General features: G+C 59.5%; 23 protein-coding genes and 1 pseudogene. 6 read left to right on the top strand and 18 right to left on the bottom strand.

What is annotated here, in order from left to right:
* Positions 1-299: 299 nt before the first annotated feature.
* Together hisC and AAAB35_RS14770 are read left to right on the top strand one after the other, a co-directional pair.
* Positions 300-1,406, top strand: coding sequence for a histidinol-phosphate transaminase (gene hisC, locus AAAB35_RS14775; protein WP_340669068.1), 1,107 nt, complete (start codon positions 300-302; stop codon positions 1,404-1,406).
* A gap of 3 nt (positions 1,407-1,409) precedes the next feature.
* On the top strand, positions 1,410-2,342 hold the full coding sequence (locus AAAB35_RS14770; protein WP_340669042.1) for a prephenate/arogenate dehydrogenase family protein: 933 nt from the start codon (positions 1,410-1,412) through the stop codon (positions 2,340-2,342).
* Positions 2,343-2,348: 6 nt separating this feature from the next.
* Here AAAB35_RS14770 and AAAB35_RS14765 read toward each other — a convergent pair whose 3' ends face one another.
* A complete protein-coding gene (locus tag AAAB35_RS14765; RefSeq protein ID WP_340669041.1) occupies positions 2,349-3,386 on the bottom strand; it encodes a DUF2125 domain-containing protein in 1,038 nt (345 codons plus the stop codon).
* 41 nt (positions 3,387-3,427) lie between these two features.
* Between AAAB35_RS14765 and AAAB35_RS14760 the strand changes: the two genes are divergently transcribed.
* Entirely contained in the window at positions 3,428-3,952 is a 525-nt protein-coding gene (locus AAAB35_RS14760; RefSeq protein WP_340669040.1) for a gamma-glutamylcyclotransferase, read from the top strand.
* A gap of 75 nt (positions 3,953-4,027) precedes the next feature.
* On the opposite strand, the gene AAAB35_RS14755 is transcribed toward AAAB35_RS14760, so the two are convergent.
* From AAAB35_RS14755 to ftsE, 4 genes are all read right to left on the bottom strand, one after another.
* The gene (locus AAAB35_RS14755) at positions 4,028-4,813 is read right to left on the bottom strand and encodes a 1-acyl-sn-glycerol-3-phosphate acyltransferase (RefSeq protein WP_340669039.1); all 786 of its coding nucleotides are present in this window, start codon (positions 4,811-4,813) and stop codon (positions 4,028-4,030) included.
* An 84-nt stretch (positions 4,814-4,897) separates the two neighbouring features.
* Complete coding sequence (locus AAAB35_RS14750) at positions 4,898-5,599, bottom strand: YdcF family protein (protein WP_340669038.1); 702 nt, start codon at positions 5,597-5,599, stop codon at positions 4,898-4,900.
* A gap of 119 nt (positions 5,600-5,718) precedes the next feature.
* Positions 5,719-6,705: an ABC transporter permease gene (locus AAAB35_RS14745; RefSeq protein ID WP_340669037.1), complete on the bottom strand. Its 987-nt coding sequence runs from the start codon at positions 6,703-6,705 to the stop codon at positions 5,719-5,721.
* Positions 6,698-7,357 carry a cell division ATP-binding protein FtsE gene (gene ftsE, locus AAAB35_RS14740; RefSeq protein ID WP_224495469.1) on the bottom strand — a complete coding sequence of 220 codons (660 nt, stop codon included), beginning with the start codon at positions 7,355-7,357 and terminating at the stop codon, positions 6,698-6,700. The genes AAAB35_RS14745 and ftsE overlap by 8 nt, the downstream gene beginning before the upstream one ends.
* Positions 7,358-7,526: 169 nt before the next feature.
* Between ftsE and AAAB35_RS14735 the strand changes: the two genes are divergently transcribed.
* Together AAAB35_RS14735 and hpt are read left to right on the top strand one after the other, a co-directional pair.
* Positions 7,527-7,829: a hypothetical protein gene (locus AAAB35_RS14735; protein WP_340669036.1), complete on the top strand. Its 303-nt coding sequence runs from the start codon at positions 7,527-7,529 to the stop codon at positions 7,827-7,829.
* An 83-nt stretch (positions 7,830-7,912) separates the two neighbouring features.
* On the top strand, positions 7,913-8,449 hold the full coding sequence (hpt, locus tag AAAB35_RS14730) for a hypoxanthine phosphoribosyltransferase (RefSeq protein ID WP_340669035.1): 537 nt from the start codon (positions 7,913-7,915) through the stop codon (positions 8,447-8,449).
* Between the two features lie 3 nt (positions 8,450-8,452).
* Here the strand turns inward: hpt and AAAB35_RS14725 are convergent, their stop codons facing one another.
* The 4 genes from AAAB35_RS14725 to argH form a co-directional block, all read right to left on the bottom strand.
* Complete coding sequence (locus AAAB35_RS14725) at positions 8,453-11,017, bottom strand: TIGR02302 family protein (RefSeq protein ID WP_340669034.1); 2,565 nt, start codon at positions 11,015-11,017, stop codon at positions 8,453-8,455.
* Positions 11,018-11,179: 162 nt separating this feature from the next.
* The gene (gene lysA, locus AAAB35_RS14720) at positions 11,180-12,445 is read right to left on the bottom strand and encodes a diaminopimelate decarboxylase (protein ID WP_340669033.1); all 1,266 of its coding nucleotides are present in this window, start codon (positions 12,443-12,445) and stop codon (positions 11,180-11,182) included.
* Between the two features lie 9 nt (positions 12,446-12,454).
* Positions 12,455-12,640 carry a lipoprotein gene (locus tag AAAB35_RS14715; RefSeq protein WP_340669032.1) on the bottom strand — a complete coding sequence of 62 codons (186 nt, stop codon included), beginning with the start codon at positions 12,638-12,640 and terminating at the stop codon, positions 12,455-12,457.
* 90 nt (positions 12,641-12,730) lie between these two features.
* Complete coding sequence (argH, locus tag AAAB35_RS14710) at positions 12,731-14,131, bottom strand: argininosuccinate lyase (RefSeq protein ID WP_340669031.1); 1,401 nt, start codon at positions 14,129-14,131, stop codon at positions 12,731-12,733.
* A gap of 33 nt (positions 14,132-14,164) precedes the next feature.
* Here argH and AAAB35_RS14705 point away from each other — a divergent pair, with 33 nt between their 5' ends.
* Positions 14,165-14,842: a TlpA disulfide reductase family protein gene (locus AAAB35_RS14705; protein ID WP_340669030.1), complete on the top strand. Its 678-nt coding sequence runs from the start codon at positions 14,165-14,167 to the stop codon at positions 14,840-14,842.
* A gap of 200 nt (positions 14,843-15,042) precedes the next feature.
* On the opposite strand, the gene AAAB35_RS14700 is transcribed toward AAAB35_RS14705, so the two are convergent.
* The 9 genes and pseudogenes from AAAB35_RS14700 to AAAB35_RS14660 form a co-directional block, all read right to left on the bottom strand.
* The gene (locus tag AAAB35_RS14700; protein WP_340669029.1) at positions 15,043-16,977 is read right to left on the bottom strand and encodes a DEAD/DEAH box helicase; all 1,935 of its coding nucleotides are present in this window, start codon (positions 16,975-16,977) and stop codon (positions 15,043-15,045) included.
* Positions 16,978-17,163: 186 nt separating this feature from the next.
* Complete coding sequence (locus AAAB35_RS14695) at positions 17,164-17,640, bottom strand: YaiI/YqxD family protein (RefSeq protein WP_340669028.1); 477 nt, start codon at positions 17,638-17,640, stop codon at positions 17,164-17,166.
* A gap of 3 nt (positions 17,641-17,643) precedes the next feature.
* Positions 17,644-18,282, bottom strand: coding sequence for an exopolysaccharide biosynthesis protein (locus AAAB35_RS14690; protein WP_340669027.1), 639 nt, complete (start codon positions 18,280-18,282; stop codon positions 17,644-17,646).
* 21 nt (positions 18,283-18,303) lie between these two features.
* The gene (locus AAAB35_RS14685) at positions 18,304-19,341 is read right to left on the bottom strand and encodes a TerC family protein (protein WP_340669026.1); all 1,038 of its coding nucleotides are present in this window, start codon (positions 19,339-19,341) and stop codon (positions 18,304-18,306) included.
* Between the two features lie 174 nt (positions 19,342-19,515).
* Positions 19,516-20,397 carry a 3-hydroxybutyryl-CoA dehydrogenase gene (locus tag AAAB35_RS14680; RefSeq protein ID WP_340669025.1) on the bottom strand — a complete coding sequence of 294 codons (882 nt, stop codon included), beginning with the start codon at positions 20,395-20,397 and terminating at the stop codon, positions 19,516-19,518.
* A gap of 98 nt (positions 20,398-20,495) precedes the next feature.
* Complete coding sequence (locus AAAB35_RS14675; protein ID WP_340669024.1) at positions 20,496-21,425, bottom strand: electron transfer flavoprotein subunit alpha/FixB family protein; 930 nt, start codon at positions 21,423-21,425, stop codon at positions 20,496-20,498.
* Positions 21,426-21,445: 20 nt separating this feature from the next.
* Positions 21,446-22,195, bottom strand: coding sequence for an electron transfer flavoprotein subunit beta/FixA family protein (locus AAAB35_RS14670; protein ID WP_340669022.1), 750 nt, complete (start codon positions 22,193-22,195; stop codon positions 21,446-21,448).
* A 203-nt stretch (positions 22,196-22,398) separates the two neighbouring features.
* Positions 22,399-23,160, bottom strand: coding sequence for a rhomboid family intramembrane serine protease (locus AAAB35_RS14665; RefSeq protein WP_340669021.1), 762 nt, complete (start codon positions 23,158-23,160; stop codon positions 22,399-22,401).
* 24 nt (positions 23,161-23,184) lie between these two features.
* A pseudogene (locus AAAB35_RS14660) lies at positions 23,185-23,428 on the bottom strand (ATP:cob(I)alamin adenosyltransferase); the annotation flags it as partial.

Here is a 23,428-nt window from a genome sequence, read left to right as displayed (position 1 = left end):
CAAGAGCCGTTCACCACCTCTGCTTCACCCTGTACATCCCTCCGCCGTCCTCGGACCTGACCCAAGGATCCACAATCACATTCGGCACTTCGCCGCTGACGCTTCTGGGTCCTCGGGTCAGGTCCGAGGATGGCGGAAGGGTGGCGGGCGGATGGCTGGAGGGCTGAGCCGGACTGAAACTGCCGCAATTTACGCCATTTTTCTCGACATTGGGGCCTTTGGCAGCTATGTCCGCACGGTTGCTTTTCAGCGAGACGGGTATTGCCCTCAAAACGAACGATGCCACGGGTTTAAAGATCATGACGACGACGCTCAAAGACATGCGCCCAACCCCCAAAGCCGGTGTTCTCGACATCGAAGCCTATGTGCCCGGCAAGGAACATGCGCCGGGTGTCGCCAAGGTCCACAAGCTGTCATCCAACGAAACGCCGCTCGGAGCGAGCCGGCATGCGACGGAGGCCTATCGCGCGGCAGCGGAGCGGCTCGAGATATATCCGGATGGCCAGGCAACGGCGCTCAAGAAGGCCATTGCCGATGTGCACGGCCTGAATGCCGACAATATCCTTTGCGGCAATGGCTCGGACGAACTCTTGGGGCTGCTCTGCCAGACCTATCTCTCGCCCGGCGACGAAGCGGTTTATACCGAGCACGGTTTCATGGTGTACAAGATCTACATCATGGCGGCTGGCGCGACGCCGGTTGTCGCACACGAAGAGAGCGAGCAGGCCCACGTCGATTCCATCCTTGCCGCAGTGACGCCGCGCACCAGGATCGTGTTTCTTGCCAATCCGAACAACCCGACCGGCACCTATCTGCCATTTGAGGAAGTGCGGCGCCTGCATGCCGGGTTGCCGAAGAACGTTCTTCTGGTGCTTGATGCCGCCTATGCCGAGTATGTCCGCCGCAACGATTACGAGGCAGGAGTTGAACTCGTCTCATCCTTCGAGAACGTCGTGATGACCCGCACTTTCTCGAAGATTCACGGCCTTGCAGCACTGCGCATCGGCTGGATGTTCGCTCCGGGGCATGTCATCGATGCGGTCAATCGCATCCGCGGACCGTTCAATCTCAATTCGGCGGCAATCGTCGCGGGAGCCGCGGCGATACGTGACCGCACCCATGTGGCAGAGGCCGTCGCCTTCAACGAAAAATGGCTACCGTGGCTGTCGGAACAGTTGACGGCGCTCGGCCTCAGGGTCACGCCATCCGTTGGCAATTTCCTGCTCGTGCATTTCCCGGACGATGCGGCAAAGTCGGCCGAGAAGGCTGACGTGTATCTGACCAGCAAGGGCTATATTTTGCGCCGCGTTGGTGGATACGGATTCCCCAATGCGTTGCGCCTCACCATCGGATCCGAGGAAGCCAATCGCGGCGTAGTCGCTGCACTGTCCGAATTTCTGAAGTAGAACATGTCCAAAATCCACTTTGATACAATCGCACTGATCGGCATAGGCCTTATCGGTTCGTCACTTGCGCGGGTCATCAAGCGCGAGCGCCTCGCAGACCACGTCGTCATTTCCACGCGCAGCGCAGACACCCTTGCTCGCGCAAAAGAACTCGGTCTCGGCGACAGTTACACACTGGATAGCGCCGAGGCGGTGAAAGACGCTGACCTCGTGATCATTTCGGTGCCTGTGGGTTCGTCCGGCGAAGTGGCACGCCAGATTGCGGGATCTCTCAAGCCGGGTGCCATCGTCACCGACGTGGGTTCGACAAAGGGCTCGGTCATTGCACAGATGCAACCCGAGCTTCCGTCGAGCGTGCACTTTATTCCCGGCCATCCGCTGGCGGGCACGGAATATTCCGGTCCCGACGCCGGTTTTGCCCAGCTCTTCAACAATCGCTGGTGCATCCTCACGCCGCTAGAGGGTACGGATCGCGGTGCGCTCGACAGGCTGACGAAGTTCTGGGAGGCATGCGGTTCGCGCCTCGACACGATGGATCCGGTGCACCATGACAGGGTCCTCGCCATCGTTTCGCATCTGCCACATATCATCGCCTACAATATCGTTGGCACGGCCAGCGATCTTGAGGAGGTGACGAATTCCGAAGTGATCAAATATTCGGCCTCAGGCTTTCGCGACTTTACGCGCCTTGCAGCCTCCGATCCGACCATGTGGCGTGACGTATGCCTGCACAACAAGGAAGCGATCCTCGAAATGCTGGCGCGGTTCTCCGAAGATTTGTCCTCGCTGCAAAGATCGATCCGCTGGGGCGACGGCGATGCTCTCTTCAGCCTGTTTACCCGCACTCGTGCGGTGCGCCGCGGCATCATCGATGCCGGTCAGGAAATCGACGCTCCCGATTTCGGACGCCAAAAGGCGGGCCAGCCGGCGAAATAAAGCGCTTCAGAGCGCCGGCAGGCGCCCAATGCTGATGAAGCCCACGGACATTTTTCCGTTCTTCACCGTGATGGGTAGAGTCGGGGCGCCGGTGGCGTCGCGGGGAGCAAAGGCAAGAGCCTGAAGCACGGTGGATATCGTATTGCCGGCCTCGGGGACGATCCCCTGGATGGCTTTGGCGAAGCCTTCGGGATCGCGCATCGTCACCTGGAATTCTCCGCTGATGCGACCGTCGTCCGCGACCGAGAAAGGTCCTGTAATCCCGACGCCGCTGCCATCGTTGAAGGATAGGTCAACCTTGCGCAAGGTGCCCGACTGGCCGTGCAGCACCGTGAGATCGCGTTCCGCCTTGCCGAGAAGCGCAAAGCCGTTGGCGAGCTGGATATCGGCCGCGCCGGTAAGCTCGGGGAGCGAACGGTTCTGGATAACGTTGTCGGCAAGCTTGAGCTTGTTGAAGGTCAGCGCGACATCCATCTGCGGCTCGTTGGCGCGGAAGTTGAGTTGCCCGTCTGCGATGACCGCGATCTGCGTGGCACTGGCATCGCGTCCGTTGACGGCCACGTTCCTGCCTTCGATCGTAATCTCTCTGGGAAGCGGCCTGTCGAGGCGAATGCTCGAGGTCAGCTCCTCCCATTTGGCGTCGAGTGGCATGATGCCAGGCAGATCGATGGCTGCCGGACCCTCGATTGTGCTGTTGATGCGCAATGGGTCGTACAGCTGCGCCGCCGAGCGGAAGCTGCCCGCCGTGACCGAAAGGTTCTTTGCCTTATCAGCCCAGCCGACTTTGGTACAATCGAGGCCGACGCGCATCGGGAAGCCGCTGGCCCTGGCGTTCTCGCAGGTCGCGTCAATGCCGCGTTCCTTGAAGGCGGCAATGTTGGTTGTGACCCGCGCCTCGAGTTCGCGGGCAAGATAGTACCAGCCAGCGGTATAGATTACGCCGAGCACGACCAACCCGCCGACCAGATATTTTGCGAGTCTACGTGGTTTCTTGCTGATTTGTGGGGTGCTTGACGGCATGGTCCGGCTCTCGCTATCGATCATGGGGAAGCTCCGCTAGGTGGAGTAAAGCTATCAGGACGGATATGGGCGATTTTTGGGTCTTTGGCTATGGGTCTTTAATGTGGAAACCCGGCTTCGCTCATGTCGAAACCACCCATGCGCGGCTACACGGCTACCGGCGCGCCCTCTGCGTGCGATCCTACGTGCATCGCGGCACGCCGGACCGCCCGGGGCTGGTGCTCGGTCTCGATCGTGGAGGGTCATGCCTCGGCATGGCATTTCGCGTACCCACACAACTCGAGGATGAGGTTGTCGCGTACTTGCGCGAGCGGGAACTCGTCACCCATGTTTATCTGGAACGCCGCCTCAGCGTTCGGCTTGCCGATGGCCGCAAGGTCGCGGCGCTCACCTACATTGTCGACCGCAGCCACGTGCAGTATGCGGGCACGCTCTCCATAGAAGACGCGGCTCTGGCGGTACGCGGCTCTGTGGGAAAATCCGGCCGCAACGAGGACTACGTTCACAGTACGCTCGAACACATGCGCAAGATGAATATTCGCGACCACTGGATGGAGGCCGTCGCCACCGCTGTCGATGCAGTTGGCTAGGCGTGAGCTTCCATAGGGCGGGGAGTGGCCCACGGGGCCTCGGGTCAAGCCCGAGGATGACGGCGGAGGGGTGAGTCAGATGTCGACGCCCAGTTCCTTCAGCCGCTGAACGGCCGACGGCGGCATGGGTGGCGGATTGTCGGACTTTGCGGTGGCAATCAACAAATCATCGCACGCGGCTTCAGTCACCTCTTCCAGCTTTTTCAGGAAGGCATCGTTGTCGAGCCCCGGCTGTATCGGCGGCAGGACGCGGCAGCGGATAACACCCGGGTAGCGCATGAATTTGCGGCGTGGCCAGAAAAGCCCGGCATTGTGGGCGATCGGCACCACGGGAACACCAAGCTCGCCGTAGATATGGGCAACGCCATATTTGTAGTGTGGTGGAGCACCAGGCGCCGTGCGCGTACCCTCGGGATAGATCATCAACTGCCGGTCATCCGCGATCGCTTCGCGAGCGCCGCGGACAGCGGCTTTCATTGCGGCGGAACGCTTGCCGCGGTCGATCGGCACCATCTTCATCTTGGCGATGTACCAGCCGAAAAGCGGAATCCACGTCAATTCGCGCTTGAGGATATAGACCGGGTCGGCGATATGCGGCAGGAAGGCATAGGTATCCCAGAACGACTGATGCTTCGGCGCGCAAATGTAGGGGCCGTCCGGAATGTTCTCCAAACCCTCGATATGTGGCTCGGCGCCCGCGATGACTTTCTGCAGCCAAAGATTCGATTTCGCCCAGTTCTTCGGGATGACCCATGCCTGTTTGCGTGGGCTAAGGAAATAAAAGGGCGTGAAGATGATCATCTGGATGATCAGGTTAAGATAGAAGGCGGTGTTGAAGAGAAGTGACCGGATGATCGTCATAAGGGTCTCTGGTGCTATCGGACTGCAGCCTTCGTTATACCAATTAAGGTTGGCCGGGAACCGGCGAAACCTTTCTTGCCGAAATTACCCCTTGATACGATGCAGGAGGGACGCGGTGGCATCCGAAAGATTGTCGGGAAGCGCCGCGCGAATGACGGCGCCGAGATATTTGACGTATTCGACGAATAGCACCCGCACAACGAGGCCGCGTGTGATCCAGTCGCCATCCCTCAGATTGCTGTTGATGATGGGATAGGGGATGAACTCGATGTCCTGCGAGGCATGGGTGAGTTCGACCATCGTGCGGGGAATGTGGTAGTTGTTGGTGACGACAATCACACGCTTGTAGTTGTTGGCATTGGCCCATTTGACGCTCTCGGCGGCATTGCCGATCGTGTCGAGGGCCGAGCGGTCGATATCGACACAGCATTCAAAGAGCGCGGCATCGCCGCCGGTCACCCGCTGCAATTCGCTGCGGTTTGCCGAAGCATGAACTCCGCTGATGAAAAGTCGCCTGCCTCGCTTGTTCTTGAGTAGGTCCAGCGCTCCTTCGATGCGCGAATAGCCGCCTGTTAGAACGACAATTCCGTCGGCTGGCTGAGTGAGGTCGGGCGTTTCCATCATCGTCACCCGGTCGCTGAAAATGATGAAGCCGCCGATGAACAGCCCGAGGGCGAGGATTGCAAGCACGAAGAGAGGCAGGACAATGCGGTTACGGATGAACGTCACTACTCGCCCATCACCCTTCATGTCGCCGGCGTCCTGATTGCCGTTGCTGTCGTTCACGCCGTCCATCTTGCGCCGCAAATTGCCTTGTCCGAGATATGTTCTTCAAGATAGAGCTCAACAGCAGCCGTGCCGAAGCCCTTCGTCAAATCCACGCTACTAGAACTAAATTAACAAACCTAAGTTTCGTCACGTCGGTCCACCTGTCTCAAATGTGCAATGACCGTTACTCGTGTCGTGATCATAGTGAGGACGCTGACCGCCAAAATAATGAGAACGACGCCCGTATAGCCGCTTGAACCGATCGAAAAATTGCCGAAAAGCGCGGTCGCCTGGTCCGCTTCAGGTGTCGCGAGATTGCGTGACGACCACCATGCGATCATCAGAAATATTGCGATGGCCAGCGCGCCGCCGCAGAGGGCTCCCCTGAGAGCAGTCCAGAAGAAATGCCGTTCGAACTGGCGTGCCACGAATGTTTGCTCGGCGCCAATAAAATGCAGCACCTCGATGATATGACCGTTGCCGGCCATGGCCCCGCGTGTCGCGAAGATTACCGTCAGCACCGTCGCTGCGATAACGAGGGCGAGGACCGCCGTCCCGATGAGCACGGTCGAGCGCGCCATCGAAACTAGCCGGTCCACCCAGTTGCGATGGTCGTCGAAACTTGCGCCCGGAACATCTTTGACGAGCGCGGCACGTATGGCGGCGAAATCGGGAAGGGCGGCCTCATCGAGCGTGACGACCACCAATCGCGGCACCGGCAGTTCATCGATGTCGAGCCCGCTGCCCAGCCAGGGTTCGAGCAGCCGCGCGGTAGCGGCCCGATCGATGATCCGGGTAGCTTTCACGCCGGCAAATCCTTGGGCGATGCTGCTTGCCTTTGCCAGAAGCGCTTCCATGTCCTCACCTTCGACCGGCCGTATCTGGATGGTCGCTTCGGTCGATATCTGGCTTTGCCAGGTCGCCGCCGTAGATTGAACAAGGCTGACAGCACCTATGGTCAGGCAGGCAAGGAACGTCATGATGGCGATGACGATCATCAAAGCGTGGCCGACGACGTTGCCGGCGGGCACGATCGGCGCCTGGCCGCTCTTGCCATGCACGCGTTCAACAAGGCCAGCAACAACTGCTGTGGCCTGCTCCTTCAGGCGGTCGGCATCAATCATATATGTCGAGCCTCCCCTGATCGAGGATCATGCGCCGCGCATTGATTTGGTCCATCAAGGTCAGATCGTGGGTGGCAATAACCACGGCGGTGCCAGAGCGGTTCAACTCGCCGAACAGTCGCAGCAGCCGCCGCGCCAGAGGCGGGTCAACATTGCCCGTCGGCTCGTCGGCAAGAAGGATCTCGGGTTGGTCGATCAATGCTCGGGCAATCGCGGCGCGCTGCTTTTCGCCGCCTGATAGGACCGGAGGCAACACGTGCATGCGCTCGCCAAGGCCGACCCAATGCAACAGTTCCTCGACCTCGGCACGATAGGTTGCCTCCTCCTTGCCGCGCACTCGCAGTGGCAGCGCCACATTCTGATATGTGGTCATGTGGTCGAGCAGTCGAAAATCCTGGAACACGACGCCGATACGGCGGCGCAATAAGGGCATTTCCCTTGATGAAATAGTGGCAATGTCCTTCCCGAAAACCGTGATGAGGCCGCGCGTCGGCTTCAACGTCATGAAGAGGAGACGCAACAGCGACGTCTTACCGGCGCCAGACGGACCGGTCAGAAACTGGAACGATCGGGGCGAGATATGGAGGCTGACATCACGCAACACCTCCGGACCCATCCCGTATCGCAGTCCGACATTCTCAAAGCGAATCAAGCGTAGTTTTCCAATCTCAAATCCATGCCCGTTTTATTTGGCGCGGATAGATTTGACCACCCACCAACATGCTCGAACGACGGCCAAAACGTTAATTTTTGCACGCTAGGCTCCTGCGCATGATTCGGAGAAACATGACTGCAACATGGCAGGGTGACCGGAAAACCGCATGATCGCACAATCTGCAGCGTCGCTTTCACCAGATGCGATGAATTTTGCGTCCGCGCCGGCATTCAGCTTGCCGGAGATCGAAGATGCATCGTTCGAGACCATCATCCCGGGCGCGGAAGTGTTGATTGCCGCAGGAACTGAGCAGGCTGCAGCGCCAGAAAACCAGGGCTTTGCAATTTTCAGCACTGCGATCTCGGCCCGGCGGGCGTTGCCCGGTTTCGGCTACTGGCTGTTCGTCGCTTTGGCTGCGCTTTCAGCGTTCTGGATCGCAGGCGGCCACGTGCTTTTCGTGGGGCCCTAGCCGTCCGCGAGTTCGACTTTGCTTTTTGGTTAACGATCAGGTTATAGAGCGCATCTGCCTCCATAAGAACCGGAAAAACACGCATGCCAAACGTCAGCGGAAGAAATATCGACGTTCTTTTCAGCGCGGAAACGATCGCGCAAAGGAATCTCGAGCTTGCCGAGGCCATTGTCGGGCGCAAATTCCAGAACCTCCTCGTCATTTCGATTCTGAAGGGTTCTTTTATCTTCGCGGCCGACCTAATCCGCGCCATGCATGATGCCGGAGCGGAACCCGACGTGGAGTTCATCACCGTGTCGAGCTACGGCAAGGGAACGGAAAGCGGCGAAGTTCACTTGCTGCGCGATATCGATAGTGATGTGCATGGACGTGATGTCGTCCTGATCGACGATATTCTGGAATCCGGCAAAACGCTCAAGTTTACGCGCGAACTGATGCTGACGCGGGGTGCGCGCAGCGTTTCCATCGCTGTGCTTCTTGATAAGAGCGTAAAGCGCAAGACCGACATCGAGGCCGACTTCAAGGGGTTCGAGTGCCCTGACTATTTCGTTGTGGGCTACGGCATGGATGTCGGCCACTCGTTCCGGCAATTGCCCTATGTCGGCGTGGTAACAGACTGAGTATCAATCGAATTTGAGCAGGCGTTCGAGATAGTCCTTTTCCATCTGCGGGCTAAGCGCATTGCCGAGGCGGCGCCGGATGGCATCGAGGATCTCCCGCGCCCGCTGGATATCGATCTCACCCGGAACCTTGGTGCTGGTGCCGTCGTCGATGCCGCTGGTGCGACGCTCGCGGCCCAGCGGATCAAGCCGGCCATTCTGCTGCCGTCCGTCCGGTCCGGTCTGGCCTTCTTGGCCCATCGCCTGCTGCATCTGCTTCATCATGTCCTGCCCGCCCCGGCGCAAGGCGTCGAGCGCATTGCTCTGTTGGTCGAGCGCCTGCCCGCCATCAGCCTCGCCTAGAGACTTGCCTGCCTCACCCATCGATTTGCCAGCGTCGCCGAAGTCCTTGCCAGGGTTGATACCGAGACCTTTCAGGTCTTCCATCATCTGGTCGAGATCGGATCTCAGCTTGTTCTGCCCTTCCTGCAGGCCGCGCAAAGCGTTTTCGATCTCCTGATCGGACATCTGGCCCTGATTGCCCTGCTGGCCGTCTTGCCCTTGCTGACCATTCTGGCCGTAGTTCTGCTGCATGCCGTTCTGCCGCTGCTGCTCGAGCCGATGGGTCTGGTTCATCATGTCCTGCTGACGCCGCATCAACTCGCCAAGCTTGTCCATCTGCTGACGCATCTGACCCTGCTGCCCGTTCTGCCCGCGCTGGTTCTGCCCCATCTGCAGGTTGTTGAGCATGTTCTCGAGTTCGGAGAGCAGTTGCTGCGCCTGATCGCGTGAGCCCTGCTTGGCAAGGTCCTCGATCTGGTCGAGCATGCGGTCGAGGTCCTCCTGCCGCAGTTCCTGCATGTTGGGGTTGGGCGCCTGCGCCATGTTGGGGTTCTTCTGGGCTTTCTCGGCGAATTCGCGCAGATACTGGTTCATGGCCTGGCGCAATTCGGCCATGCGGCGTTCGATTTCCTCTTGGCTCGCGCCACGTTCCAGCGCTTGCTTGAGGGCTTCCTGTGCTTCGCGCAGCCGCCGTTCAGCCTCCGATAGCGCACCGTCCTCGATGCCGCGCGCAACCTGCCACATATAAGCAACCACATCGCGCAGTTGATCATCACTGCGCGCCATGTCGAGCCTTGTGTGAACGCTACGCAGGGCGAGATAGTGCGACGCGTTCTTGATCGTCTCCTCGGGCCACATGGTGATCGCGTCGAGTGTGTTGAGCACATCCTGCTTGGCATTGGCATTGAGCGCCAGGATACGGCGCTGCTCGACCACCGCCCGGGCAAGCGGATTGGCGAAGGGCCGTTCCGGCATGACGAGGGTCTTGGTTTCGCTGCGCGCCTCCTGCTTGGCGTCGTCGGTGGCGACAAGGGTCATGCGGATTTCCGATCCCGCCCACGGATGTTCGGTCAGATCCTTGGCGGTCTTTGTCTCCTTGGCTTGCTCGCCGCGGCGAGGCAGCGCAAGCGGCAGGTCGGGCGCCTTATAGAGCGGACGCGCGTCCTTTTCGGGTGGCGTCGCCTGCTCCATCTTGGCAACCGCGCTCACGGCCCCGTAATCGTCCTTGAGTTCATAGGCAACTTCCATCGTGCCGTTCGCAGCGCTTGACGGTTCCTTGGTGAAGCGGATCGATGGCGGTTGGTCGGGGATGACCGAGAAGGCCCATTCGGAACTGCTTCGTCCATCGACAAAGAGCGCGGCCGTACTGGTTGTGCCGAGGGACATTTCAAAGTTGCGCGGCCTGTCCTTGATCTCTGCCCCTTCCTGCTGCGTGCCTTCCTGCTTGGCAGCGACATCCGCAACCATTCCATCCTGCGGGCGCAGCGTTACCTTTTCGGTTCCATTGCCGCCGATGACCCGAATCGTGAGAATACTGTTCTCGGGAACGGTAAACTGCCTCTCGGCGGCATTGGCCGCGGAGGTCAGGAATTGCGGCGCGCGCCCGGTATAGCGGGGAGGCGTCACCCACGCGTCGATGCGGGGCGGCGCCACACTGCTGCCGCCATGGCTGCGGAACGCATCGCTGATATGGCCGCCCAAGGGGCCGCCCGAGAAGGCAAATGCAACAACCAGCAGGAGGCCGACGATGGCACGCAGGCCCCACGGGTCAATTTCCGGGACACGCGTCTGCGGCAGGTCGCTCTTCAAATTACGGATGCGTTCGGCCATCCGCCTGCGATGCTCGTCCCAAAGTGCCCGCGCGAACGGGTCAGAGGTGCTCGTCGCCAACTCTTCCGATTGCACGGTGATCGGCTGATGGTCGAGCGCGTTGACCTTTTCAAGCCGCTGGTCGATCTCGTCCTGGTCGGGCAGGCGGAACTTCAGAACAAAGTAGACACAAGGGGCAAGCGCGATGATGAAAAGTCCAAGTGTGCCAAGGCGCAGCAGGTCCGGCATCAGCCGGAAAATGCCGAACCAGGCAAGGCAGAGAAAAACTCCGGCAAGCAGCACGAATGGCAGCACCAACGGCCACAAGCGCTCGAAACTAATTGCGATCCACGTGGACAAACGGAGGCGATCGATACTTCTGAAAATATCGAACTTGACCCCTTCAGCGTCCCGTTGGTCGGGGTGTTGATCGGTCATACGCACTCCATCTCGGCAACATCGACGATGATGGCCTTAAGAAACAATAACATTCATCATGGCAAAGGCGAGGCCTTGGCCTAAAAAACCGATCATAGTTTTGTGTTCTGACCTTCCTCAGGTCAAGCCCGGGGATGACGGCGAAATCAGAGGGGTGAAGATTCACAACCACTCGGGAATGGAGTCTAGGCCGATTAGTTCATCATAGCTCGTCCGCCGCCGGACAACGTGGAACTGATCGCCGCTGACCAAAACTTCCGGCACGAGCAGGCGCGTATTGTAGGTGCCGGCCTGAACGGCACCATAGGCGCCGGCCGTTCCAACGGCGATGAGATCGCCCGGCGACTGGCGCGGCAGGTCGCGGTCAAGGCCGAGAAAATCGCCGGTCTCGCAAACGGGCCCGACGATATCGGCGCGAATGCGCGGCTGCGATGCGGAGGCTTCTTTGACAGGCCGGATAGTATGAAAGGCGTCGTAAAGGGTCGGACGGATGAGATCGTTCATCGCCGCATCGACGATGACGAAGTTGCGCGCGTCGCCTTCCTTGACGAAGATCACCTCGCTGACAAGGATACCGGCATTGCCGACGATGAGCCGGCCCGGCTCGAAGATCGTCTTCAACCCGAGTGGCTTGATGTGCTTGGCAACGATTTCGGCATAGGCGTCGGGCAAGGGCGGCGGATTGTTGTCGAAATGATAGGGAATGCCGAGGCCCCCGCCGAGATCGACATGCTTGATGTCGTGGCCATCGGCCTTGAGTTGGGCGACCAATTCGGCGAGGAGCCGGAATGCATTGTCGAAAGGTTCGAGGTCGGTGATCTGGCTGCCGATGTGCATGTCGACGCCAACAATTTTCACCCCCGGAAGCTTTGCGGCGCGCGCATAGACCGAACTTGCCTTTGCCAGCGGAATGCCGAACTTATTTTCGGATTTGCCGGTCGAAATCTTCTTGTGCGTCTTCGCATCGACGTCAGGGTTGATGCGCAATGAAACCGGCGCAAGCTTGCCTGCGGCAACTGCGCGGCTGGAAAGCAGCTCGAGTTCAGGCTCGGACTCGACATTGAAGCAATGGATGCCGGCAACCAATGCATAGTCCATTTCGCCGGACGTCTTGCCAACGCCGGAGAAGACGATCTTGTTCGCGGGTATGCCGGCTGCAAGCGCGCGGCGCAGTTCGCCTTCCGAAACGACATCGGCACCCGAGCCAAGATTTGCCAGGGTTTTGAGAACGGCCTGGTTCGAATTGGCCTTGAGAGCGTAGCAGACGAGCGCGTCCATCTCGGCAAAGGCGGCAGAAAATACCTTGAAGTGCCGCTCGATCGTTGCGGTCGAGTAGCAATAGAAGGGCGTGCCCACGACGCGTGCGATGTCGGGTATGCTAACTCCTTCAGCGTGGAGGACGCCGTCCTTGTATTCGAAATGGTTCACGGCAATGGCCTAGATCAATGGGTCGAGTATGAAACGCTTGTCCTGAACTGGTGGAGTTACAGTCTTCGGTTCGCCCGGCATCGAGGTGACCGAAGCCGGCGGCAGTTCGAGCGGACCTTTGCGGCCGCAAGCCGAAACAGCGCTCGCAATCGCAAGTGTGACCAGAATTGTCGTCAGAATGGAACGGCTTGCCATAGATCTTGATCCTGTCGTCCGGAAGGGCGTTTGTCCCTGTCTAGAGCATGATGCGGACTTAGGGAAGGTCCCCTTGTCCGCGTCTTGCGCCTAAAGCTTTGCAATCCGCTTTTGCCAGAACTTGATCTGCCTGCGAACCTGCTCGGGAGCTGTGCCGCCATAGGATTTCCGGCTGCGAACCGACTTGTCGACGGTGAGATAGCCGAACACCTTGTCGGTGATTCCGGGGTGAATTGCCTGAAGATCGGCGAGCGACAATTTGCCGAGTTCGGATTTTTTCTGCTCGGCAAGGGCGACCGCCCGCCCGGTTACGTGATGCGCCTCGCGGAACGGCAGGCCGAGCTCCCGCACCAGCCAGTCGGCGAGATCGGTCGCGGTGGAATAGCCGGAGCCCGCAGCCTTCTTCATCGCGGCGACATTGATCGTCATGTCGCCAACCATTCCCGTCATTGCAGCAAGGGCCAATTCGAGCGTTTCCGCCGCGTCGAATACAGCCTCCTTGTCCTCCTGCATGTCCTTCGAATAGGTGAGTGGCAATCCCTTCATCACGGTCAAGAGGCCGACCAAAGCGCCATTGATGCGGCCGGTCTTGGCACGCACCAGTTCTGCGGCATCCGGGTTTTTCTTCTGCGGCATGATCGACGAGCCGGTCGAAAACGAATCTGACAGGCGCACGAAACCGAATTGCGGTGTCGACCAGATGACGATTTCTTCAGCGAGCCGTGAGAGGTGCGTCGCCGTGATCGCGGCGACCGAAAGGAATTCTAGCGCATAGTCGCGGTCGGATACGCTGTCGAGCGAATTCCTGGTTGGTTCGCGGAAGCCGAGCGCCCGTGCCGTCACATGGCGATCGATCGGAAATCCGGTGCCGGCAAGCGCAGCGGCGCCAAGCGGCGATTCATCCATGCGCTCGATGGCATCCCGAACACGGCTGAGGTCGCGTCCGAACATTTCCACATAAGCCATGCAGTGATGGCCGAATGTGACCGGCTGCGCGGTCTGAAGATGGGTGAAGCCGGGCATCAGCGTTGCGGCATGCTCTTGCGCGCGCCGCAGGAAAGCTTCGATGAGCTTTTTCAGGGCAACCGCCGCCTTCTCGAACTCTGCCTTTACCCAGAGGCGAAAATCGACCGCCACCTGATCATTGCGCGAGCGGGCGGTGTGCAGGCGTCCGGCCGGGGCGCCGATGAGTTCCGCGAGCCGCGACTCGACGTTCATGTGAATATCTTCAAGTTTACGTGAAAACGCGAACTTTCCGCTCTCGATCTCTGACAATATCGTGTTCAGGCCGCCAGCGATCTTGTCGTGGTCCTCTGCCGCGATTATGCCGGTTTTCGCAAGCATGGCTGCATGGGCAAGCGAACCCTGAATGTCCTGGGCGTAGAGTTTCTGGTCAAACCCGATGGAAGCATTGATTTCTTCCATGATAGCGGCAGGACCCGAGGCGAAGCGGCCTCCCCACATTTCATTGCTGTTCTTCTTGTCGGACATGATGCGCCTTGGTGAGTAGCGAAAGAGTAGAAAATGGCAGGCAGCGACGAGACAGGCAAAACCCCACGCAACAGAAGCAGGAAGATCATTTCCCTTGCCGCGCTCGCAGGCATCTTTGCCGGTGCGGTTGGGGTATACGTGATGGAGCGGCCCTCTGGCAATATTGTCGCCACCACAAACCCCGATGATCAATGCACACTGAAAACCGCGAATGCAAAGGCCATCGACAAGGCCGCTACAGGGGCGGTGGCTGCCATGCGCGGCGCCGACTCACCGCAATCGATGGGCTCCCTGACGTTCACCGGTCCCGACGGCAAGCCCGTGCGGCTTGAAGATTTCAAGGGCAAGACGCTTCTCGTCAATCTATGGGCAACGTGGTGTCTTCCTTGCCGCGAGGAAATGCCGGCGCTCGATGCGCTTGAAACAAAGAAGGGCGGCGACGATTTCAAGGTCGTGACGATCAATATCGACACTGGCGACGAGGCCAAGCCAAAGGCCTTCTTAAGCGAGATCGGGGTCAAATCGCTTGAACTTTACCGCGATCCGTCGATGGGGGTGTTCAACGATTTGAAGCGCAAGAATCTTGCCTTCGGTCTGCCGGTAACGATGCTGGTTGACAAGGAGGGATGTCAGATCGCCGCCATGAACGGACCCGCCGAGTGGTCGGGAGAAGATGCCGCCCGCTTTATTGAAGCGGCGAAGGCGCTATAGCAGTCGTTGCGCCGCGAGCGGACATTCACCCTACTTCTCCGTCATCCTCGGGGTTGACCCGAGAATGCACAAAAAGCGATGCACGGCGTTGCGACCAGGTACCTCGGGTCAAGCCCGAGATATATTCCTGGAATAACACCGGGCATAAAAAAAGCTCCATCGTGAGATGGAGCCTTTTTGGATTATGTGAACGCGCTGAATTACTCAGTTCCGCCCGCAGCGGCTTTCTTGGCCTTCTTGGCTTTATATTTTTCGAAGCCGTGCAGTTCACCGGGTTTGCGTTCCTTGGGGGCCTTCTTCGGCTTTTCGGGCTTCTCCGTCGTCCAGCCTTCGGGCTTTGCCTTGGCCGGCTTGGCAGACCAATCAGATTTGGGCTTGTCGTCGCGGTAGCGCGGCTTGCTATCATCCGCATCGCGCTTCTCGCCGAAGCTCTTACTGCCCTTGTAATCGCCGGCATCGCGGCGCGGCCCGGATGAACCAGGTCCCTCGCTGCGGGTGATGTTCACGCCCTTTTCCCCGGTGCCGTATTGCTTGATCCGGGCCATGAACTCATTGGCCTTGCTTGCCGTGATTTCGAAGCGCGTCTCCGTCTCCAGGATCTTGATCGAGCCAACATCGGCTTTGGTGACATCACCGGCCTTGCAGATCAGTGGCAGCAGCCAACGCGGCTCGGCGCGCTGCTTGCGCCCAACGCTCACAGAAAACCAGGCGCCGCTCTCAAATTCAGCGTAACGCGCGGAGCGTGGTCCGCGATCACCGCGGTCGCCCCGTTCCGGACGCTCGTCAAACCGACCCTTGCGCATCGGTTCGAGCACATGCGACGGCGTTGATGAAAGCTCCTCGGGCGCAGGGCGGGCAGCCATTTGCTGGCGCAGGTAGGCGGCAGCGATCTGTTCGGCCGAATGCATGTTTAGGAGCTCGCGAACGAATTCCGCCTCGTCCTCACTAACGGTTTCAGTTAATGAGGGATCGTTGAGAATACGTTCGCGGTTGCGCTTGTTGATGGCCTCTGCGTCCGGGGGCGGGACCATCGACGTCGCGAGCTTGGCGCCCTGCAACAGGCGTTCCGCGGTGCGGCGGCGTGATGGCGGCACGATCAGCACGCAGACGCCCTTGCGCCCCGCGCGTCCGGTGCGACCGCTGCGGTGAAGCAGCGTTTCGGAATTGTTAGGAAGGTCCGCGTGGATGACGAGGTCGAGATTGGGCAGGTCGATGCCGCGGGCGGCGACGTCGGTCGCGACGCAAACCCGGGCACGGCCGTCGCGCATGGCCTGCAAGGCATTGGTGCGCTCGGCCTGGCTGAGTTCGCCCGAAAGCGAGACGACATTGAAGCCGCGATTGGAGAGGCGGCTCGTCAGGTGCTTCACCGCTTCGCGGGTCGAACCGAAAATGATCGTATTCTGCGCATCATAGTAGAGCAGCGCGTTGATGATGGCGTTTTCGCGCTCGCGCGGCGCCACCGGCATGATGTGATATTCGATATCGCTGTGCTGTTCCTTCTCGCTTGTCGCGGAAATGCGCAGCGCATTGTTCTGAAACTGCTTGGCCAATTGGGCGATGGGTTTTGGCACGGTCGCCGAGAACATCAATGTTCGCCGGTCCTCGGGCGCTTCGCCGAGGATGAATTCAAGGTCTTCACGAAAGCCAAGATCGAGCATTTCATCGGCTTCATCCAGAACAACGGCACGCAGGTCGGCCATGTCGAGGGAACCGCGGGTGATGTGATCGCGCAGGCGACCGGGCGTGCCGACGACGATGTGAGCGCCGCCCTGGAGCGCACGGCGTTCCTTGGTCATGTCCATGCCGCCCACGCAGGAAGCGATGCGTGCGCCGGTCTGCTCGTAAAGCCACTCAAGCTCGCGCCGCACCTGCAGGGCAAGCTCGCGCGTCGGTGCGATAACCAGCGCATAGGGAGCGCCGATCGAGTCGAACCGCTCCGCCCCTTCGAGCAGCGTTGGTGCGATGGCGATGCCGAAAGCGACGGTCTTGCCGGAACCGGTCTGGGCGGAAACGAGCAGATCGGCGCCTTCAGCCTCGGGGGCGAGCACAGCGGTCTGGACGGGCGTCAGGGTCTCATAGCCACGGGCAGCCAATGCACCGGACAACGCCGGAGCGACAGAATCGAATATGGTCATTCATGAACTTTCAAGTATGGGTTTGGGCTGGTGTCTGGGCTCGGCGTCAATGGGAGCACGAGCGGCACGCATATAGCTTTGTTGCGTCCTCGTAGAGCTTATCGCTCAATTCGTCAATGGTTGGCGCCTGCGGACTTGCGCAGGGGAGCCGTGCAAATTCACCGTGCTTGACCATGCCAAGTTGGCTTACGCGCTGAACCCCGCGCGTTTCAGACGAACGACAGCAAGATCGAGCGCGGAAAGAAAGGCCGAGCGATCCTTCGGCGAGAAGGGTCGCGGGCCGCCGGTGATCTGTCCTGCAGAGCGCAATTCTTCCATGAGGTTGCGCGTTGCTAGCGTGTTGCCGATCGAGGCCTCTGTGAAGGGTCGGCCTGTCGGGGAGATCACGTCGGCGCCGGCCTTCACGCAACGGCTCGCGAGCGGAATATCTGCCGTCACCACAACGTCGCCGCGCGAGACACGCGCCGCAATCCAGTCGTCGGCGGCGTCGAATCCATCGCTGACGATCACCCGCTCGATCCTCGGATCACGCGGGATTGCCATGAAAGAATTCGAAACTACATAGACTTTGACGCCGTGGCGTTCGGCGACGCGGTAAATTTCAGGTTTGACCGGACAGGCGTCGGCGTCGACATAGATGGTGATCGTCTTGGTCTCGTTCATGTCTCAGCCGAAAATGTGCAAAGCCGCAAGGCCGACCGATGCGCCAAGGCCAATGGCGATGCCCGCAGCGAGCGCTGCAACGAGCAGCCCCATCCCCAGCCATAGCCCATCCTGCTCGCCAAGTCCTATTGCGAGGAGAATAATACTGAGAGCAGGCATCTGGTTGATCAAGGGAAATGGCAGAATCACGATCATCGACATCAACAGTGCGACGATGCTGACAATACGTTCGACGATCATTTGCGGAACCAGCCAATAGCGGGGCCGGGCGAGTTTCTCGAACCGCAGCAGCATTGGCTCGATCCGTCCGATAAAGGCGCGGTAGGATTCGATGCGCATTGATTTGCGGCGAACAAAGGCGGGAAACCACGGGTTCTCGAACCCGATCAACATCTGGATCGATAGAAGAACCAGAGGAATGCCGAAAATCGTCGAGGTGCCAGGGGGCAGCGGCACGAGGTTAAGTGCCGAAAACAGGATCATCAAGGCGCCGAAGCTGCGCTCCGACAGGGCGGACAGGATATCATCGAGCGAAATCCTGTCCGCTGATCTTTCACCGAGATGGACAAGTACCCTGGACAGACGCCGTTCGTCGGCGGACCCGATCAGGTCCCAGTTGGACGGCGTTCCGTCAGCGTTCATCTTGTCCTCCCGTTGGCTGGATCAGATCTTCCCCGAAGTCTCGGCAACAGCGCCGGCCTGGGGTGGTCGTCCATCATGCGACAATTCGGGCTTCTGCTCATGCCGGGTACTCCAAAGCGAACTGAGGATACCGGCGAGCAGTATGCCAAGCGTGATCGACAGTGACCACATTGGCGGTATCTTTGCCAGTCCCAATGCGTCGGCGACGAAAATCTTTCCGCCGATGAATACGAGGACGAGCGAGAGGGCATATTTCAGGTAGACGAAGCGATGGATGAGGCTTGCCAACGCGAAATAGAGCGCCCGCAGGCCAAGGATCGCGAAAATGTTCGAAGTGAAGACCAGATAGGGGTCGGTGGTGATGGCGAAGATCGCGGGGATCGAGTCGACCGCGAAAATCACGTCGGCAAGCTCCACCATGACCAGCGCCAGAAGCAGCGGCGTGATCCAGGTCTGCCGTTTCATCGTCAGGGGGTCGGTGCGTCGGACGATAAATTTCTCACCATGGAGCTCCGGCGTGACGCGGAAGTGCTTGCTCATGAACTTGAAGACCGGGTTGGCCGCGACATCGTATTCTCCGTCACCGGCAACAAGCATTTTTATGCCGGTGAAGACCAGGAACGCGGCGAAGAGGTAGAGCACCCAGTGGTATTCCTGGACGATCGCGGCCCCGGCGGCGATCATGATGCCGCGCAGGATGACAACGCCGAGAATGCCGTAGACCAGCACGCGATGTTGAAACTGTTTTGGGATGGCGAAGTAGCCGAAGATCATCGCTATGACGAAAATATTGTCCATCGCGAGACTTTTCTCGACGACGAAGCCGGTGAGGTATTGCATCCCGGCGTCTGAGCCGAGTTCCCACCAGATGAACCCCCCGAAGGCGAGGCCGAGACTGATGTAAAAAGCCGAGAGCAGGAGGCTCTGGCGCATGCCTATGTCGTGATTTTTGCGGTTGAGAACGCCCAGATCGAGGACGAGAAGAACAATAACCAGAGTGAGAAAGCCAAGCCACATCCACAGGGGCTTGCCCATGGCATCAATAAATAGAAGCTCCATGTTGAAAAAGATCCGCCGGCATCGGTTCCAGATTACAGCTCCGACATCACGAGAGAGCCGGTCACTCCCGCCAGAGGGGCCCGGTGCTGCAATTCTGCCTCAGTTGGGAAGAGCCAGGGACCAATGCAAGGGTTTGATCGAAATATACTTTTTGAACGGGTCGAAGCTCACGACTCAGCGTGTCGGTACAGGGTGTTCGCCGCGATAATCATAGAAACCCCGTCCCGCCTTGCGTCCTAGCCAGCCGGCTTCGACATATTTGACGAGCAGCGGGCAGGGCCGGTACTTCGAATCCGCCAGACCGTCGTATAGCACCTGCATGATCGACAAGCAGGTGTCGAGACCGATGAAATCCGCTAGCTGCAGCGGGCCCATCGGATGGTTGGCGCCGAGTTTCATGGCCGTGTCGATGGCTTCCACCGAGCCGACACCTTCATAGAGCACGTAGATCGCCTCGTTGATCATCGGCAGCAGAATGCGGTTGACGATGAAGGCGGGGAAGTCTTCCGCAACCGTAATCGTCTTGTCGAGACTGGCGACAAATTCGCGCGCTGTCTCGAATGTCACGTTTTCTGTGGCTATGCCGCGGATAAGCTCAACCAGCTTCATCACCGGAACCGGGTTCATGAAGTGAATGCCGATGAAGCGTTCGGGCCGGTCGGTAGTGGCGGCAAGGCGCGTGATCGAGATGGACGACGTATTCGTGGCGAGGATAGCTTCCGGATTGAGATTGGGACAAAGCTGCGCAAAAATCTTGCGCTTGACGGTTTCGTCCTCGGTTGCGGCCTCGATGGCGAGGTCGACGCCGGCGAGATCCTCCATCCGCAATGCCGGACGGATATGCGACAGCGCCTTGACGCGGTCGGATTCCTCGAGCTTGCCATGCGAAACCGAGCGGGCCATGTTGCCGTTGACCGTGGCAATGCCCTTTTCGATCTGTTCGGCAGACTGGTCATGGATCAAAACATTGTAACCGGCGACGGCGCAAACATGGGCAATGCCCGAACCCATTTGCCCTGCGCCAATAATGCCTACGGTCTTGATCGTGCCAGCCATGTTTCCATCCGATTGTTATATGTACCATACAAACTAAATGGCCGGGGTAGCTTTCGTCTACCCCGGCCAGACAATTTCATTTCAAATTTTGAAGCGCCTCAAAGCGCCTTCTCGAGCTCCGGCAGGATGGTGAAGAGGTCGCCGACGAGGCCGTAATCTGCCACCTGGAAGATCGGGGCTTCTTCGTCCTTGTTGATGGCGACGATGACCTTCGAATCCTTCATGCCGGCAAGATGCTGGATCGCACCTGAAATGCCGACCGCGATATAGAGATCGGGGGCGACGACCTTACCGGTCTGACCCACCTGCCAGTCATTGGGCGCATAACCCGCATCGACGGCAGCGCGGGATGCGCCGACCGCCGCGCCGAGCTTGTCGGCAACCGGGAGGATCACTTCCTTGAACTTCTCGTTGGAGCCGAGCGCCCGGCCGCCCGAGATGATGATCTTCGCCGAGGTCAGTTCCGGACGGTCGCCGCCGGAAAGCTTGGCCTCGATGAACTTCGAAAGGCCCGGATCGGCAGCAGCCGAAACGCTCTCGACGGCAGCCGAACCACCGTCACCGGCGGCGGCAAAGGTCGCTGTGCGGACCGTGATGACCTTCTTGGCATCGGTCGCCTGCACGGTCTGGATGGCGTTGCCGGCATAGATCGGACGCTTGAACGTATCGGCGGAGACCACCTCGATGATGTCCGACACCTGCATGACATCAAGCAGCGCTGCGACGCGCGGCAGGATGTTCTTGCCGTTGGTGGTGGCGGCGGCAATGATCGTGTCATAGTTGCCGGCGAGCGAGACGATGAGGGCGGCACTGGCCTCGGCAAGGCGGTTGGCAAGATCGTCGCTGTCGGCGAGGAGAACCTTCTTGACACCCGCAAGCTTGGCAGCCTGCTCGGCGACGCCCTTGGCGCCCTTGCCGGCGACGAGCACATGCACGTCCGGCCCGATGGCGAGGGCCGCCGTCAGCGCCTTGGCGGTCTGGTCGGAAAGGGTCTCGTTATCGTGTTCGGCAAAAAGAAGAATAGCCATTTTAGTTCCTTTCCAAAATCTCAGAGAACGCCGGCTTCGTTCTTCAGCTTGCTGATGAGTTCGGCCACGTCCTTGACCTTGACGCCCGCCTTGCGCCCGCCCGGCTCTTCGGTCTTGATGACCTTGAGGCGCGGCTTGGTGTCGACGCCGTAGTCGGCGGCCGACTTCTCGTCGAGCGGCTTCTTCTTCGCCTTCATGATGTTCGGCAGCGACGCATAGCGCGGCTGGTTCAGGCGCAGGTCGGTGGTGACGATCGCCGGCAGTTTGATCTCGATGGTTTGCAGGCCGCCATCGACCTCGCGGGTGACCTTCGCCGTCTCGCCGCCGAGCTCGACCTTGGAGGCGAAGGTGCCCTGGCTCCAGCCGAGGAGGGCGGCAAGCATCTGGCCCGTCTGGTTGGCGTCGTCATCGATGGCCTGCTTGCCGAGGATGACGAGCTTGGGCTGTTCGGCATCGACGACGCCCTTCAGGATCTTGGCGACAGCCAGCGGTTCGACGATGTCATCGACCTTGACGAGGATGCCGCGATCGGCGCCCATGGCGAGCGCCGTGCGGATGGTCTCCTGCGACTGTGCCGGGCCGATCGACACGACAACCACTTCCTCGACCTTGCCGGCTTCCTTGAGACGCAGCGCTTCCTCGACGGCGATTTCGTCGAACGGGTTCATCGACATCTTGACGTTGGCAAGTTCAACGCCCGAGCCGTCGCCCTTCACCCTGATCTTCACGTTGTAATCGACAACCCGCTTTACCGGTACGAGGACTTTCATGGGGACTCCCTCTTCAAAAAAGAAAGCAGATTTAACTGCCTCAATATAGTACCCGCTTGCCGGATGCCGACATTGAGGTGAAAAAAACGACACATCAGGTGCCTGAATTGCGCCGGACCGTAATTATGAGGGGCGTAAAGGTCAATCGGTGTTGCGGGCGAATTTTAAGTTCAAACGATTGAATAAATCTCATGGGTCGGGCGCTAACGTCCCCACCGTATCGGTGGCAGATCTGAGCTTGCTTGCTCGGGCTCTTTCGCGGTTATGACAGCGCGCGGGGAGACGAGTGCGCGGTCGAAAAGTGGCACGCTGCGGCGCTTCATGAGGACGATGAGCAGCGCACCGGCGAGGATGCCGCCGACATGGGCAGGCCACGAGACCTGCTCTGCGCCGCCGAGCGCAAGCATGAGAAATTGCGTCGCAACCCAAAGTGCGAGCGGATAGATGGCGGGAATACGCAAGGGAATGCGGCCGAATGCCAGAACCCAGACGCGGACGCGCGGGTGCAGCAGCAGATAGGCGGCAACAATGCCGGCGATTGCACCCGACGCGCCAATGAGCGGCGCTTCCGAGGCGGGCAGGATGATGCCGTGAAGAAAGGCGCCGGCTGCGGCGCAGAGCAGGTAGAAGATCAGGAATTTGATGTGCCCAAGCGCATCCTCGACATTGTCGCCGAACACCCAGAGAAACAGCATGTTGCCGCCAAGGTGAAAGATATCGGCGTGCAGGAACGCGTAGGTAATATAGGTCGCATCCGGAGGAACGAAATCATAGTTCGCCGGAAGGTTCACAAGATGGTGGATGACGGCCGGGATATAGCCGAGGCCGACTGCGGCCGCCTGTGACGCATCGCCGGCAACGCTCATCAGCACAAATACCAGGATGTTGATGCCAATCAGGGTCAGCGTGACGTATTGGAGCTTGATATATTTAAGGCTGTTGGCGTCATGTAGTGGAATGAACATCGGCGCCTCTACCCCGGTTTGTGCTCAGCGATTATGCCCGGGGACCCATAACACGTCCTTCGCGCCATTGTCATTGACGACGCGGGCGGCGACGAAGAGGAAATCCGAAACACGGTTGATGTACTTGAGCGCGGCGGGCGTTACGACCTCGTCCGGCCTTTGGGAAAGTGCAACCATGTGCCGTTCGGCGCGCCGGGCGACTGTCCGTGCCAGGTGCAGGGCTGCCGACGCCGGCGAGCCTCCTGGAAGTACAAACGAGCGAAGCGGC

The organism is Phyllobacterium sp. (genome assembly GCF_037994425.1).
Classification (GTDB): domain Bacteria; phylum Pseudomonadota; class Alphaproteobacteria; order Rhizobiales; family Rhizobiaceae; genus Phyllobacterium.
The sequence above is the reverse complement of the archived record's forward strand: the minus strand, read 5'-3'. Positions and strand labels throughout refer to the sequence as shown.

Bases quoted from the DNA above. Each gene is read 5' to 3' on its own strand.
- AAAB35_RS14755 (WP_340669039.1), bottom strand. From the start codon at position 4,813: ATGACGATCATCCGGTCACTTCTCTTCAACACCGCCTTCTATCTTAAC.
- AAAB35_RS14695 (WP_340669028.1), bottom strand. From the start codon at position 17,640: ATGAACGAGACCAAGACGATCACCATCTATGTCGACGCCGACGCCTGT.
- AAAB35_RS14685 (WP_340669026.1), bottom strand. From the start codon at position 19,341: ATGGAGCTTCTATTTATTGATGCCATGGGCAAGCCCCTGTGGATGTGG.
- AAAB35_RS14765 (WP_340669041.1), bottom strand. From the start codon at position 3,386: ATGATCGATAGCGAGAGCCGGACCATGCCGTCAAGCACCCCACAAATC.
- AAAB35_RS14680 (WP_340669025.1), bottom strand. From the start codon at position 20,397: ATGGCTGGCACGATCAAGACCGTAGGCATTATTGGCGCAGGGCAAATG.
- AAAB35_RS14725 (WP_340669034.1), bottom strand. From the start codon at position 11,017: ATGACCGATCAACACCCCGACCAACGGGACGCTGAAGGGGTCAAGTTC.
- argH (WP_340669031.1), bottom strand. From the start codon at position 14,131: ATGTCCGACAAGAAGAACAGCAATGAAATGTGGGGAGGCCGCTTCGCC.
- hisC (WP_340669068.1), top strand. From the start codon at position 300: ATGACGACGACGCTCAAAGACATGCGCCCAACCCCCAAAGCCGGTGTT.
- AAAB35_RS14700 (WP_340669029.1), bottom strand. From the start codon at position 16,977: ATGACCATATTCGATTCTGTCGCTCCGGCGTTGTCCGGTGCATTGGCT.
- AAAB35_RS14665 (WP_340669021.1), bottom strand. From the start codon at position 23,160: ATGTTCATTCCACTACATGACGCCAACAGCCTTAAATATATCAAGCTC.
- AAAB35_RS14770 (WP_340669042.1), top strand. From the start codon at position 1,410: ATGTCCAAAATCCACTTTGATACAATCGCACTGATCGGCATAGGCCTT.
- AAAB35_RS14735 (WP_340669036.1), top strand. From the start codon at position 7,527: ATGATCGCACAATCTGCAGCGTCGCTTTCACCAGATGCGATGAATTTT.
- AAAB35_RS14760 (WP_340669040.1), top strand. From the start codon at position 3,428: ATGGGCGATTTTTGGGTCTTTGGCTATGGGTCTTTAATGTGGAAACCC.
- AAAB35_RS14745 (WP_340669037.1), bottom strand. From the start codon at position 6,705: ATGATTGATGCCGACCGCCTGAAGGAGCAGGCCACAGCAGTTGTTGCT.
- AAAB35_RS14690 (WP_340669027.1), bottom strand. From the start codon at position 18,282: ATGAACGCTGACGGAACGCCGTCCAACTGGGACCTGATCGGGTCCGCC.
- AAAB35_RS14670 (WP_340669022.1), bottom strand. From the start codon at position 22,195: ATGAAAGTCCTCGTACCGGTAAAGCGGGTTGTCGATTACAACGTGAAG.
- AAAB35_RS14715 (WP_340669032.1), bottom strand. From the start codon at position 12,640: ATGGCAAGCCGTTCCATTCTGACGACAATTCTGGTCACACTTGCGATT.
- AAAB35_RS14675 (WP_340669024.1), bottom strand. From the start codon at position 21,425: ATGGCTATTCTTCTTTTTGCCGAACACGATAACGAGACCCTTTCCGAC.
- AAAB35_RS14705 (WP_340669030.1), top strand. From the start codon at position 14,165: ATGGCAGGCAGCGACGAGACAGGCAAAACCCCACGCAACAGAAGCAGG.
- hpt (WP_340669035.1), top strand. From the start codon at position 7,913: ATGCCAAACGTCAGCGGAAGAAATATCGACGTTCTTTTCAGCGCGGAA.